The organism is Loktanella sp. DSM 29012, assembly GCF_900110705.1.
Lineage (GTDB): Bacteria > Pseudomonadota > Alphaproteobacteria > Rhodobacterales > Rhodobacteraceae > Loktanella > Loktanella gaetbuli.
The window spans coordinates 42785-55970 of record NZ_FOEJ01000002.1 but is presented as its reverse complement, the minus strand read 5'-3'; the positions used below and the strand labels follow the sequence as shown (position 1 = coordinate 55970).

The following is a 13186-nucleotide window of genomic DNA, read 5'->3' as shown; positions in this document are numbered from 1 at the left end:
CGTCAGAACAACAGACGAACAGCGCCCGGGTGGCATATGATGACCAGATGCCACCCGGTTTCGATCAGGTGAAACCCGCGTTTGCGGACCTCTTCTTCGAAACGGGCGCGGCCGATTTCCCGGTCGACCCAGTCGATGCGACGACGGATCACGCCGCCGGTCCGGACTGATTTTGCGGCAAAAACCTGATCAATCCAGGCGTCGGGTGCGGTGATGCGAGTCATTTCTGTCATGACCCGCATCTTGAACCCCAAGCGGTAAAGCCCGCGTTAATTGCGGCGACGACGTCCGGTGCGTGCGCGCCCCTCGCCCTCTTTGACGGGCGCGCGATTGAACCGGATCCATTCACCGCCCGAAGGGTCGTTGTCGGTCAGGAAATTGGCCGCGCGGATCGCCTCCATTTCCGATCCGGCGCGCGGTTTCGTGGACCCAAGGCCGGTCAGGTTGGCCAGCAGTTCAGGGTCGATATCGGCGGGCACGATGATGCCTGCTGCGGCGAGCGCGTCCAGTTTTTCCTGCAATTTCTTGGGTCCGACGGGCAGGGCGACCGGGTTCATGATCGCGCTGGTCATGCCCGATGCGATTGCCATGGGCAGGAATGCGTTGTTGATGCCGTGACGGTTTGGCAAGCCAAAGCTGATGTTGGACGCGCCGCAGGTCGTGTTGACGCCCAGTTCCTCGCGCAGGCGGCGCACCAGCGTAAAGACCTGCAAACCGGCCGTCGACATTGCACCAATCGGCATGACCAGCGGGTCGACCACGATGTCATGGGCGGGAATGCCGAAATCGGCCGCGCGCTCTACGATCTTTTTCGCAACGGCAAAACGGACCTCTGGATCCTCGGAGATTCCTGTGTCGTCGTTCGAGATCGCCACCACGGGCACATTGTATTTCTTGACCAGCGGCAGCACCAGTTCCAGCCGTTCTTCCTCGCCGGTGACAGAGTTCAGCAGCGGGCGGCCCTCGGCCTCGGCCAGACCGTTTTCCAGCGCACCGGGGACAGAGCTGTCGATGCATAGCGGAAGATCGCTGACGCGCTGCACGCAGGCGATCAGCTGTTTCATCAGCATCGGCTCGACAAAGTTGTTGTCGGCGTAGCGGGGATCCTCGGCCATCTTGTTGGAAAAGACGGCCCCCGAATTGACGTCCAGCACGTTCGCTCCGGCAAGGGCCTGCGCGATGGCATCCGCCTCGACCCGACTGAAATCGTCGCGTTCCAGTTCTTCGGCGAGGATCTTGCGCCCGGTGGGATTGATCCGTTCGCCAATGACGCAGAATGGCTGGTCAAATCCGATGATGGCGGTTTTCGTTTTCGATTCGATAACGGTGCGGGTCATGCGATGTCTTCCTGTGGGTTGGCTGGCACGGCAGAGGCGCCGCCATGGGTCATGGCCCATGTAGCATTGGTCTTGATCCCGCCAAGCGGGAAGAAGTGGACGGTGGTGATGTTGAAATCGGGGTGCGCGGCCTTGTGTGCGGCAAGCGCGGAAACCACGTCGTTCGGTTCATAGGGCAACAGCAGTTTGGTCACGTCAGCGGCGCGCTTTTGCAGCACCTTCAATGAAGGGCCGACACCGCAGGCGATAGCGAATTTGATCATCGTTTGCAGTTTGGCGGGTCCTGCGATGCCGATGTGGATCGGTAGCGTGATACCGGCCTGTTTGAGGCTGTCAGCCCAAGCGATGATGGGCTGCGCGTCAAAGCAGAACTGCGTTGCAATCGCCATCTGCGCATCCGTGCGGGATTGGAAATCGTTTTTCCAGCGCAATGCCGCATCCACCTGGGTCTGGGTGCCATCGGTGTCGATATCGCGGTTTCCCTCCGGGTGGCCTGCAACATGCAGGCGGGTGAAACCGGCCTGATCAAACAGGCCCGTTTCCATCAACTGCATGGAATCGCTGAAATCGCCGTGCGGGGTCGTAACACCACCAGCCAGCAGCAGCGCCTGACGCACGTCCGCCTCGCCCTGATAGCGAGCGATCCAGTCCGCCAGCGTGGCCCGGTCCTTGATGATGCGGGCGGGAAAATGCGGCATCACGGCGTAGCCTTCGGCATTCAGACGTTTTGCCGTCGCAACCATGTCGTCGATCGGCGTGCCGTCGATATGGGCGATATAGACGCGGGTGCCAGCGGGCAGAAGCTGCGTGAAATCGGGGATCTTCTCCGCCGTGCGTGGCATCACCTCGATCGAGTAGTCGGCAAGCAATGCCGCCACCGCCGGAATCGGAGTCGTCAGGTCTGGTTCAGGCTTGCGCTTGAGAAAGGGAAGGAGGGACACGGCGGTTTCCTTTAGTCGGAGTGACAGGGGGCGGGGCGGCGTCATGCCCAGCCGTCGGTTGCGATCAATGCGCGCAGGCGGTCGGCGGTATATTCGGCGTCGAGGCGCGCGGCCTCGGCCTGTGCCACGGCGGCATCATCACCTGATACGCTGTAGGGGTCGCCGCGGCGCATACCGGCAAGGTAGTCATCGGTGCCTGCAGCGCCCGACTTCATGGCGGCCCGGTCGATGGCCTGTTCAAACCGTTCGGGCAATTGCACCTTTTGGGCCTTGCGACCACGGCCGACCATGACCTGTGCTGGCATATCGCGCCAATAGATAATCGTGACGTCCGGCATGATCCTGATCCTCTGTTCGCAATTCGCGTTCTAACATTCCGCACGTCGTGCCGCGGCCTGTTTTCGACACAACCGCATCCTGTCGCGACGGGTATCGCAACTGTCGACCCCACGCACCAGACCGGCGGACGCCAGAAACCCACATGATTATGGTGAAGGGACCTCATGTCGCTTGCGTGGGGCGGCGTCAGGGCCTACCTTGGTTGCAACTCGAAATCGGAGGGCGTGACGATGGCGCCCATGCGTCCCCATGGTGCGGGCGCGTTCCCCAAAGCGGTCGTAACCCCCGCGCCAAATGCCCCGGACCCTGCGCAGCTCTATGCGGCGCTGGATTTGGGAACAAATTCCTGTAGGATGCTGATTGCCCAACCCAAGGGCAGCCAGTTCCACGTGATCGACAGCTTTTCCAAGTCCGTCCAGCTGGGACAGGGCCTCGAAAGCAGTGGGAAACTGTCGCGTGCGTCGATGAACCGCACGATTCAGGCCATGCGGATCTGTCGCCAGAAACTGGAACGCCACGGCGTCAAAAGGATGCGTCTGGTTGCAACAGAGGCCTGTCGCCGTGCACGCAACGGGGCCAATTTCATCGCACAGGTCCGGCGCGAAACGGGGTTGCAGCTGGAAATCATCAAGCCTGAGGAAGAAGCGCGGCTTGCCGTGATATCCTGCGCGCCATTGGTCAGTACCAAGACCGAACAGCTGTTGGTCGTCGATATCGGCGGGGGATCGACCGAGCTGGTCTGGATCGACATCAGCCATGTCCCTGCACGCGAACGCCCGCGGGCGATCATGCGGCTGCACGCAGGGTTTGTTGCTGATCCCGGCCCGTTTGCCGCGGCCAAGGTGGTAGACTGGATTTCTGTGCCACTGGGCGTAGCCACGCTGCGCGATCAATTCGCTGATGTGGATGACGACGCTGCACGTTTCGCCCTGATGAGCTGGTTCTTTGAAGAAAACCTGTCGGATTTTGCACCTTCGGCTGCGGAACAGGCCCGCGACGGTTTCCAGATCATCGGCACCAGCGGCACGGTCACGACGGTCGCTGCCTCGCATCTGGGGCTGAAACGGTATGACCGGACCAAGGTGGACGGCCTGCGCATGACGTCAGACCAGATCGACGCGGTGATCCGTGGCTATCTGAAACTGGGTCCCGATGGCCGGCGTGATGATCCGCGCATCGGGCGTGACCGGCAGGCACTGATCATGTCGGGGGCCGCGATCCTGCAGGCCCTGATGCGGCTGTGGCCGACGGACCGGCTGTCGGTTGCTGACCGCGGACTGCGCGAGGGGTTGCTTTATGCGCAGATGTCGGCAGATGGGGTACTGGAAGACGCCCCCTACTGAAGGGGCCGATTTTTCTGCGAAAAATCGGGGGCCCCGGCCCACGGCAATGAGTAGGACGCGACGATGGCGAACAAACCGACAAAGAATTCATCCGGGCGGGGTCAGCGGGACCTGACGGTCAAGGTCAAATCCGCACGCGGCAGGTCCACGTCGTCGACCCGTTGGTTACAGCGTCAGCTGAATGACCCTTATGTCAAGAAGGCCAAGGCCGAGGGGTATCGCGGACGCGCGGCCTACAAGATCCTCGAGCTGGACGACAAGTTCCGTTTTCTCGTGCCCGGTGCGCGCGTGGTCGATCTGGGCTGTGCCCCCGGCGGCTGGTGTCAGGTCGCGGCCCGCCGGGTCAATGCATTGGGCGACCGCACGTCCAAATCCGTGGGAACCGTGCTGGGAATTGACCTGCAAGAGGTCGAACCGGTGGCAGGGGCCACGATCTATCAGCTGGATTTTCTGGATGAGGGCGCGGATGCGCAGGTCAAGGCATGGCTGGGCGGTTCCGCAGACGTCGTGATGTCCGACATGGCGGCAAGCGCATCGGGCCACAAACAGACCGACCACCTGCGCATCATTTCACTGTGCGAAGCGGCGGCCTATTTTGCGTTTGACGTGCTGGAAGAAGGCGGCACCTTCGTGGCCAAGGTGCTGGCCGGCGGCGCAGAAGGGAACCTGCAAAAGTTGCTCAAATCGCGGTTCACCAAGGTCGCCAACGTCAAACCCCCCGCGTCGCGGTCCGACAGTTCGGAAAAATTCGTCGTGGCCACCGGGTTCAAGGGTCAGATCAGCGACTGACGCCCGGCCATGTCCCACACCTCGAATTCGATGCTGCGTTTTTCGCGCAGCCTGGCCGCGACCGCGGGGCTGAGAGGGGTGGGTTTGCTGGGCGAGACGTTCAGTCGCTTGAGGTCGAGCGTCACGTCCAGCCGTGCCTCGAGAAAGGCAATCAACAGGTTCTGATCCTCGTAGCGGAACAGGTGGTCGATCCCCATGTTGCCATCACCGTCCAGCACGAATTTGGCCTGAGACCCGACATTGGCGAAATCGGCTGGCTTGCCCTTGCAATATTCCAGCACAAAATCATCGAAACTGACGTCGCGGGTGCTGTTGGGGTGGCCGATCAGATCATCGCGCGACCTGTAGCGATACCAGCTGCCCAGCCAGTCAACAGGATCGCGGACCACGGCCATGATCTCGGGTTCCTTGCCACCGGCTTGCACGAACAATGGCTTGAAAAACCGACGGTAACGATAGACGGGCGCGTGTTTGATCTGGGGCGGGTCGCGCATCACCATCGCGGCCTTGGGGGCCAGTGCGCCCTCGATGGCGGTCGTGCCGGTTTTCGGCACCGCGAGGAACACCAGATTCTGCTTCCAAAACACGAGCATGGCTGCCCTCCGCTGATCAGATCAAAAATAATCCTACGCCATGCACGAAGTATTAACCACCATCCACACAATCTGAAGCTGTTCAGAAAGAGATTGCAATGTTCTTGTTTCGGTCTCATATAGGTCAATGAGAACACAATAAGAACAAAGAGCGGTGATTGCCGCTGTTTCAGGTACGTGACATAAGGACGAAACTCATGGCAACGGCAGAACTCCTCAAAATGGCTGACAAGAAAACCGCCGACAAGCAAAAGGCACTCGATAGCGCGCTGGCACAGATCGAACGCCAGTTCGGCAAGGGGTCCATCATGACCCTGGGCGGCAAGAATCAGATGCCCGATATCGAGGCGACCAGCACCGGATCGCTTGGTCTGGACATCGCCCTTGGGATCGGCGGTCTGCCCAAGGGGCGGATCATCGAAATCTACGGGCCGGAATCGTCCGGCAAGACGACGCTGACACTGCACACTCTTGCTGAAGAGCAGAAAAAGGGCGGTGTCTGCGCATTTGTCGACGCCGAACACGCGCTGGACCCGCAATATGCGAAAAAGCTGGGCGTCAATCTGGACGAGCTGCTGATTTCGCAGCCCGACACGGGTGAACAGGCGCTGGAGATCGTGGATACGCTGGTGCGGTCGGGTGCGGTCAGCCTTGTGGTTGTCGACTCGGTCGCGGCGTTGACGCCGAAATCCGAACTCGAAGGTGACATGGGCGACAGCAGCGTGGGCGTTCACGCCCGTCTGATGAGCCAGGCCATGCGCAAGCTGACGGGATCGATCAACCGGTCTGGTTGCATGGTGATCTTTATCAACCAGATCCGCATGAAAATCGGTGTCATGTTTGGATCGCCCGAAACGACGACCGGTGGTAACGCTCTGAAGTTCTACGCATCGGTGCGGCTGGATATCCGCCGGATTGGCGCGCTCAAGGATCGCGATGAGGTCGTGGGTAACGCCACCCGCGTCAAGGTCGTCAAAAACAAGGTTGCACCACCGTTCAAACAGGTCGAATTCGACATCATGTATGGTGAGGGCATTTCCAAGATGGGCGAGCTTCTTGATCTGGGCGTCAAGGCCGGGATCGTCGAGAAGTCGGGTGCCTGGTTCAGCTACGGCGATGAACGCATCGGGCAGGGGCGTGAAAACTCCAAGACCTTCCTCAAGGAAAACCCGGCAATCGCGATGGAAATCGAGGACAAGATCCGTGCGTCGCACGGGCTCGACTTTGGTGCCTCGGGCGGGTCTGACGACGACGATCTGGTCGAAATGTAGGATTGCTTTCGACGGCATGACTGGACGTGTGGATGATGAACACGGACAGGACAGCGAACAGGGCGTGCACTGCGGTGCGCGCCCTGTTTTGTCTTTGGGGTTATTGCTGGACCCTTGGGCTATGGGGGGCTATTTCAGGCGCAACCTGTTGATCCGAAAGCGCCAGATATGACCTCTCTTGCCGATATCCGCTCTACCTTCCTGAACTACTACGGCCGCCAGGACCACGAAGTCGTGGCCTCGAGCCCGCTGGTGCCGCGCAACGATCCGACGTTGATGTTTACCAACTCGGGCATGGTGCAGTTCAAGAACCTGTTCACCGGTCTGGAAAATCGCGATTACCAGCGCGCGACCTCTGCTCAGAAATGTGTGCGCGCGGGCGGCAAGCACAATGATCTGGACAACGTCGGATACACGGCGCGGCATCATACCTTTTTCGAGATGCTCGGGAATTTCAGCTTTGGCGATTATTTCAAGGACGACGCCATCGCATTTGCCTGGGAATTGCTGACCCGCGATTTCGGCCTGAACAAGGACAAGTTGCTGGTCACGGTCTATCACACTGATGACGAGGCCGCCGAGATCTGGAAAAAAGTCGGTGGTTTCGGCGATGACCGCATCATTCGCATCCCGACGGACGACAACTTTTGGCGCATGGGCCCGACCGGTCCCTGCGGCCCCTGCACCGAGATTTTCTACGACCACGGCGACCACATCTGGGGTGGCCCTCCGGGCAGTGCAGAAGAGGACGGTGATCGTTTCATCGAAATCTGGAATCTGGTGTTCATGCAGAACGAACAGTTCGAGGACGGCACGATGCGGCCGCTGAACATGCAGTCGATCGACACGGGCATGGGACTTGAGCGCATCGGCGCGCTGTTGCAGGGCAAACATGACAACTACGACACGGACCTGATGCGCGCCCTGATCGAGGCGTCGGCCCATGCGACCAGCAGCGATCCCGATGGTCCGGGCAAGGTGCACCACCGTGTTATCGCAGACCATCTGCGGGCCACGTCATTCCTGATCGCCGAAGGCGTGCTGCCCAGCAACGAGGGACGTGGCTACGTCCTGCGTCGGATCATGCGCCGTGCGATGCGTCATGCGCATCAACTGGGCGCGGCCGATCCGCTAATGCACCGCCTGGTGCCTGCATTGGTACAGGAAATGGGTGCGGCCTACCCCGAGTTGGGGCAGGGAAAGGCGCTGATCGAGGAAACGCTGAAGAACGAAGAAGTGCGTTTCCGCCAGACCCTCGACCGTGGATTGAAATTGCTGGACGATGAACTGGCGCAATTGCCGGATGATGCAGACCTGCCCGGCGAAACGGCGTTCAAACTCTATGATACCTATGGTTTTCCGCTTGATTTGACGCAGGATGCGCTGCGCGAAAAGGGCCGTGTGGTGAACACCGACGGGTTCGACAGTGCGATGGCCGCCCAAAAGGCCAAGGCCCGTGCGGCCTGGTCGGGCAGCGGCGAACAGGCTGACGCAAGCGTCTGGTTCGACATCGCAGACAAGTCTGGCACCACCGATTTTCTGGGCTACGAGACGCTGAATGCCGAAGGTCAGATCGCGGCGGTGATTGTCGATGGTGCACCTGCGGACACCGGGACCGGTGCAGTGCAGATCGTTCTGAACCAGACGCCGTTCTATGCCGAAAGCGGCGGTCAGGTCGGCGATGCGGGCACGCTGAAAACCGAAACGGGGACCGTGCGGATCACCGACACGAAAAAGGTCGCAGGTGTTTTCATTCATATCGGTGACGTCACCACGGGCGAGATCCGGCGCGGTCAGGCCGCTGTTCTGGCGGTCGATGCCGACCGGCGTGCCGATATTCAGGCCAACCATTCCGCAACCCACCTGCTGAACGAGGCGTTGCGCGACACGCTGGGCGACCATATCGCACAGCGCGGGTCCCTGAATGCGCCTGACCGTCTGCGGTTCGATTTCAGCCATCAAAAGGCGGTCGAGGCGGATGAACTTGCAGCGGTCGAACGCGCGGTCAACGCGATGATCCGACAGAACACGACCGTGGAAACCCGCATCATGACCCCGGACGATGCCCGCGCGCTGGGTGCGCAGGCACTGTTTGGCGAAAAATACGGGGACGAGGTGCGTGTTGTATCGATGGGGCGCAAACCGGGGTCCGGCAAGGGTGTCGATGGTCAGACCTATTCGCTGGAATTGTGCGGTGGCACGCATGTGAGCCGTCTGGGTCAGATCGGTGCCTTTGTGCTGTTGGGCGACAGTGCATCCAGTGCTGGCGTGCGCCGGATCGAGGCGCTGACCGGGCAGGCCGCACTGGATCACCTGCGCACTCAGGATGCCGCACTGGCGCAGGCAGCCGCTGTGCTCAAGGTGCCGGCGGCGGATGTTGCATCACGGGTCAAGGCACTGATGGATGAACGCAAGGCGCTGGCAAACGAAGTGGCGCAGTTGCGCCGCGATCTGGCGATGGGCGGCGGCAGTTCCGCTGAGTCCGAAAGCGAGGTCGTGAACGGCATTCCGTTCATCGGGCAGGTCATGGCCGGCGTGTCGGGCAAGGATCTGCCCGCGCTGATCGACCAGTTCAAGGACCGCGCCGGGTCCGGCGTTGTTCTGCTGATCGCGGATGCAGGCGGCAAGGCCGCAGTCGCTGCCGGCGTCACGTCCGACCTGACGGACCGTGTGTCTGCCGTGGACGTGCTGCGCGCGGCTGTGGCCGAGTTGGGTGGCAAAGGGGGCGGCGGCCGCCCCGACATGGCGCAGGGCGGCGGTGCCAGCATTGACAACGCCGCGGCGGCGCTGGCCGCCGCGCGGTCCATCCTGGAGGGAAAAGCATGAAAACCGCACTTTGGATTGCCCACGTCACGGTAACGGACGAGAAATCTTATGCCAGATACGCAGCCCTCGCGACCGGGGCGATTGCGGATCACGGTGGGGTATTCCTTGCCCGTGGTGGTGACTACGAGACGCTGGAAGGGCCGGATCGGTCCCGCAATGTCGTGGCACGGTTTCCGTCGAAACAGGCGGCGCATGATTGCTACTATTCGGACGCTTACCAAGAGGCGTTGAGCCATGCCAAAGGCGCATCCGTGCGCGAGCTGAGCATCGTCGAAGAGCTGTGAGCCCAACCAGTCTTGCCAGCATGATGGCGCGACATGCGCAGATCGGGCGGCTGGACTGGATCGGGTTGCGGCCTGAGCGGCGTGCGGAGGTGCTGTCCGTCGCGCGGGCAACGGTGACGCCGGACGGTTTGACCGATGACCATGCGCGCCCGGGCAAGCGGGCGGTGACACTTGTTCAGGCGGAACATCTGCCGGTCATTGCCGCGCTGTCCGGGCATCCGGTGATTGCGCCCGAAACACTGCGGCGCAATCTGATGGTGTCGGGGATAAATCTGGCCGCCCTGCGCAAGGGGCAGCTGCGCATCGGTGACGTGATACTGATGATCGAGGGTCCCTGTCCGCCCTGTTCCCGGATGGAGGAATATCTGGGTCACGGAGGTTATAACGCTGTGCGCGGGCACGGAGGTTGGTATGCCTCTGTCGTGACGCCCGGCGCGATAGCTGTCGGCGATGCGGTGGTGGCCGGGTAAGGGGGCGCTGCCCCCTCTGCCCCCTGCGGGGCCATTCACCCCCGGGATATTTGAAACCAGAAGAATGTGAAAAAAGGCCCGCCCGGTGGGGCAGGCCTTTGGTCGTTCAGCCGGCGCGCGACTGGCGTTTGCGCTCATGCGGGTCGAGGTAGCGTTTGCGCAGTCGAATGGCGTTTGGCGTGACTTCGACCAGTTCATCGTCGTCGATATAGGCGATGGCCTGTTCCAGCGACATGGTGACCGGTGTCGTCAGGCGCACGGCTTCGTCGGTGCCGGAGGCACGGACGTTGGTCAGCTGCTTGCCCTTGAGCGGGTTCACCTCGAGATCGTTTTCACGGCTGTGTTCGCCGATGATCATGCCTTGATAGACCGCTTCTTGGGCACCGATGAAGAATTTGCCACGGTCTTCGAGTTTCCAAAGGGCAAAGGCGACCGATGTGCCGTTTTCCATGGAAATCAGAACGCCCTGACGACGGCCCTGGATCTTGCCCTTGTAAGGGGCCCAGCCGTGGAACAGGCGGTTGAGGATACCCGAACCGCGGGTGTCGGTCAGGAATTCACCGTGATAGCCGATCAGGCCGCGCGACGGGACATGTGCAATGATGCGGGTTTTTCCTGCGCCTGCGGGCTTCATCTCGACCAGCTCGCCCTTGCGCGGGCCGGTGAGTTTTTCGACCACTGCGCCGGTATATTCGTCATCCACGTCGATCGTGGCTTCTTCGATCGGTTCGTGACGCACACCGTCGATATCGCGATAGATCACCTGTGGGCGCGAGATTGACAGCTCGAAGCCCTCGCGGCGCATGTTTTCGATCAGCACGCCCATCTGCAATTCGCCACGACCAGAGACCTCGAAGGCGTCGCCCATGGGCGTGTCCGCGATCTTGATCGCGACGTTGACTTCGGCCTCTTTCATCAGACGGTCACGGATGACGCGGGACTGCACCTTTTTGCCGTCCTTGCCAGCCAGCGGGCTGTCGTTGATGCCGAAGGTCACGGTGATGGTGGGCGGGTCGATGGGCTGTGCGGGCAGGGCGGTCTCGATGGACAGGTCGCAGATGGTGTCGGCCACGGTGGCCTTGGTCATGCCGGCAAGCGTGACGATATCGCCGGCCTCGGCCACGTCGATGGGCTGCTGGCCCAGGCCACGAAACGCGAGGATCTTGGACACGCGGAACTGTTCGATCTTGTCGCCTTTGCGCGACAGCGCCTTGACGGTTTCGCCTGCGCGCAGCGTGCCTGCCTCGACGCGGCCGGTCAGGATGCGGCCGATGAACGGATCGGCAGACAGGGTCGTTGCCAGCATCTGGAACGGCTCGTCGCGGCGCTCGATCTGCTTGGGCATGGGAACATGGGCGAGGATCTGGTCGAACAATGCGTCGAGGTTTTCGCGCGGGCCGTCCAGTTCCTGATCGCACCAGCCAGCACGGCCAGAGGCATACATGACGGGGAAGTCCAGCTGTTCGTCGGTCGCTTCGAGTGCGGCAAACAGGTCGAACACGTTGTCCACGGCCTGATCGGGTTCACCGTCGGCCTTGTCGACCTTGTTGACGACCACGATGGGACGCAGGCCGAGGGCCAGCGCCTTGGACGTGACGAATTTCGTCTGCGGCATCGGGCCTTCGGCGGCGTCCACCAGCAGGACCACACCGTCGACCATGGACAGGATGCGTTCCACCTCGCCACCGAAATCGGCGTGGCCGGGGGTGTCGACGATGTTGATCCGGGTGCCTTTCCATTCAACGCTCGTGCATTTGGCAAGGATGGTGATTCCCCGCTCGCGTTCGATGTCGTTGCTGTCCATCGCGCGTTCGGTCGTCGCCTCGTTTTCGCGGTAGATGCCGGATTGCTTGAGTAGCTCGTCCACCAGCGTGGTTTTGCCGTGGTCAACGTGTGCGATGATCGCGATGTTGCGAATGTCCATGTGGTCTGCCTTTGTACGGAGTTGCGCGCGCCATACAGCGCCAAGCGTCCAAAGGCCAGCCCTAGTGCACTGTGGTGTCCGAGAACACCTGAATGACGATGATACCGCACATGATCAGCGCTATTCCCGCAACGGCTGCACCATCCAGCCGTTGGTGAAAGATCAGATAACTGAAGCCTGCGATGAGCACGATCCCGAGGCCGGACCAGATGGCATAGACGATGCCGACCGGCATGACCTTGAGTGCCAGCGCCATGAAATAGAACGATGCGCCGTATGTGGTCAGACACAGTGCCGATGGCCACAGCCGTGTGAACTGCTGGCTGGCCTGCAACGACATGGTGCCTATGGTTTCGAGTGCAATCGCGATGATGAGCCAGAGATAATGCATGGCGCCGACCTAACCCGACAGGTGCTGCGTGTCACGTCGCGATGTAGCGGTCACGACGGTGATTGAAGGTGATGATCAGGTTCAGGACGACCGCGCCAAGCAGCGACCACATGACGACTGTCGCCGGGAACAGCAGCAGGGCGAGGGCAAAGATCACGGCGTCCACGGCAAGCTGGACGTAGCCGGCCTTGAACCGGGTGGTGTCCTGCACCAGCAGCGCCACGACACCCAGACCGCCAAGGCTGCCATTGTGCCGGAACAGGGCCAGCAGCCCCAGACCGGTCAGCGATCCGAATGCAATGGCCCCCAGAGCCGGAGACAGGGTTGCAAACACCAGATTCTGCGGAATGATTTCGGTCAGCACCGACAGGGCTGTCACCGAGATCAGAGATTTGATCGTGAATGCGGGTCCCAGCCGCCGCCAGGCCAGCATGTAAAACGGCAGGTTGATCAAAAAGAACACCGGTCCGAACGACCAGCCGCTGAGATAGGCGATGATCACGGCCACGCCCGCCGTCTGTCCGGTAATCAGCCCCAGATGGGTCAGAAATGTCAGTCCAAGCGCGCAGAGGAACACACCCAGCGTCATGCCTTGGACGTCATCTGCCAGCGAATGTTTGTCTGATGGTGTCATGCAGGGCAAATAGGGCAACATGACTGACCTGTCCACGCAAAAGG

Annotated in this window: 14 protein-coding genes; 6 read left to right on the top strand and 8 right to left on the bottom strand. The window is 61.2% G+C overall.

Translation table 11 applies throughout. The features are described 5' to 3' along the window. Positions 1-2: 2 nt before the first annotated feature. The 4 genes from BMX27_RS04970 to BMX27_RS04955 are packed head-to-tail and all read right to left on the bottom strand — an operon-like array spanning position 3 to position 2616. Positions 3-233, bottom strand: a complete 231-nt coding sequence (locus BMX27_RS04970; RefSeq protein ID WP_090159189.1) for an N-(5'-phosphoribosyl)anthranilate isomerase — start codon at positions 231-233, stop codon at positions 3-5. Positions 234-269: 36 nt separating this feature from the next. Beyond that, positions 270-1337 carry a methyltetrahydrofolate cobalamin methyltransferase gene (locus BMX27_RS04965; protein WP_090158802.1) on the bottom strand — a complete coding sequence of 356 codons (1068 nt, stop codon included), beginning with the start codon at positions 1335-1337 and terminating at the stop codon, positions 270-272. Beyond that, positions 1334-2323: a methylenetetrahydrofolate reductase gene (locus BMX27_RS04960; RefSeq protein ID WP_090158801.1), complete on the bottom strand. Its 990-nt coding sequence runs from the start codon at positions 2321-2323 to the stop codon at positions 1334-1336. The genes BMX27_RS04965 and BMX27_RS04960 overlap by 4 nt, the downstream gene beginning before the upstream one ends. Continuing rightward, positions 2320-2616 (bottom strand): virulence factor, encoded by a 297-nt coding sequence (locus BMX27_RS04955; protein WP_090158800.1) that lies wholly within the window; start codon positions 2614-2616, stop codon positions 2320-2322. Before BMX27_RS04955 ends, BMX27_RS04960 begins: the two co-directional genes overlap by 4 nt. A 231-nt stretch (positions 2617-2847) precedes the next feature. On the opposite strand from BMX27_RS04955, the gene BMX27_RS04950 reads away from it, so the two are divergent. Beyond that, positions 2848-3960 carry a Ppx/GppA phosphatase family protein gene (locus BMX27_RS04950; RefSeq protein WP_056032114.1) on the top strand — a complete coding sequence of 371 codons (1113 nt, stop codon included), beginning with the start codon at positions 2848-2850 and terminating at the stop codon, positions 3958-3960. 63 nt (positions 3961-4023) lie between these two features. Beyond that, positions 4024-4749 (top strand): RlmE family RNA methyltransferase, encoded by a 726-nt coding sequence (locus BMX27_RS04945; protein WP_056031276.1) that lies wholly within the window; start codon positions 4024-4026, stop codon positions 4747-4749. Here the strand turns inward: BMX27_RS04945 and BMX27_RS04940 are convergent. Then, entirely contained in the window at positions 4734-5342 is a 609-nt protein-coding gene (locus BMX27_RS04940) for a sulfotransferase family protein (RefSeq protein ID WP_090158799.1), read from the bottom strand. The two genes, BMX27_RS04945 and BMX27_RS04940, sit on opposite strands and share 16 nt — an antisense overlap. A gap of 197 nt (positions 5343-5539) precedes the next feature. On the opposite strand from BMX27_RS04940, the gene recA reads away from it, so the two are divergent. From recA to BMX27_RS04920, 4 genes are all read left to right on the top strand, one after another. Beyond that, on the top strand, positions 5540-6613 hold the full coding sequence (recA, locus tag BMX27_RS04935; protein WP_056031281.1) for a recombinase RecA: 1074 nt from the start codon (positions 5540-5542) through the stop codon (positions 6611-6613). 168 nt (positions 6614-6781) lie between these two features. After that, complete coding sequence (gene alaS, locus BMX27_RS04930) at positions 6782-9439, top strand: alanine--tRNA ligase (RefSeq protein WP_090158798.1); 2658 nt, start codon at positions 6782-6784, stop codon at positions 9437-9439. Beyond that, positions 9436-9723, top strand: coding sequence for a DUF1330 domain-containing protein (locus BMX27_RS04925; protein WP_090158797.1), 288 nt, complete (start codon positions 9436-9438; stop codon positions 9721-9723). Before alaS ends, BMX27_RS04925 begins: the two co-directional genes overlap by 4 nt. A 20-nt stretch (positions 9724-9743) precedes the next feature. Continuing rightward, positions 9744-10193 carry an MOSC domain-containing protein gene (locus tag BMX27_RS04920; protein ID WP_090158796.1) on the top strand — a complete coding sequence of 150 codons (450 nt, stop codon included), beginning with the start codon at positions 9744-9746 and terminating at the stop codon, positions 10191-10193. Positions 10194-10299: 106 nt separating this feature from the next. Here the strand turns inward: BMX27_RS04920 and typA are convergent, their stop codons facing one another. The 3 genes from typA to BMX27_RS04905 all read right to left on the bottom strand — a co-directional run bounded on the left by typA (position 10300) and on the right by BMX27_RS04905 (position 13142). Next, entirely contained in the window at positions 10300-12117 is a 1818-nt protein-coding gene (gene typA / locus BMX27_RS04915) for a translational GTPase TypA (protein ID WP_090158795.1), read from the bottom strand. Positions 12118-12178: 61 nt separating this feature from the next. Continuing rightward, positions 12179-12508 (bottom strand): DMT family transporter, encoded by a 330-nt coding sequence (locus BMX27_RS04910; protein ID WP_090158794.1) that lies wholly within the window; start codon positions 12506-12508, stop codon positions 12179-12181. Positions 12509-12539: 31 nt separating this feature from the next. Then, on the bottom strand, positions 12540-13142 hold the full coding sequence (locus BMX27_RS04905; protein WP_090159188.1) for a YitT family protein: 603 nt from the start codon (positions 13140-13142) through the stop codon (positions 12540-12542). Between the last annotated feature and the right edge of the window lie 44 nt (positions 13143-13186).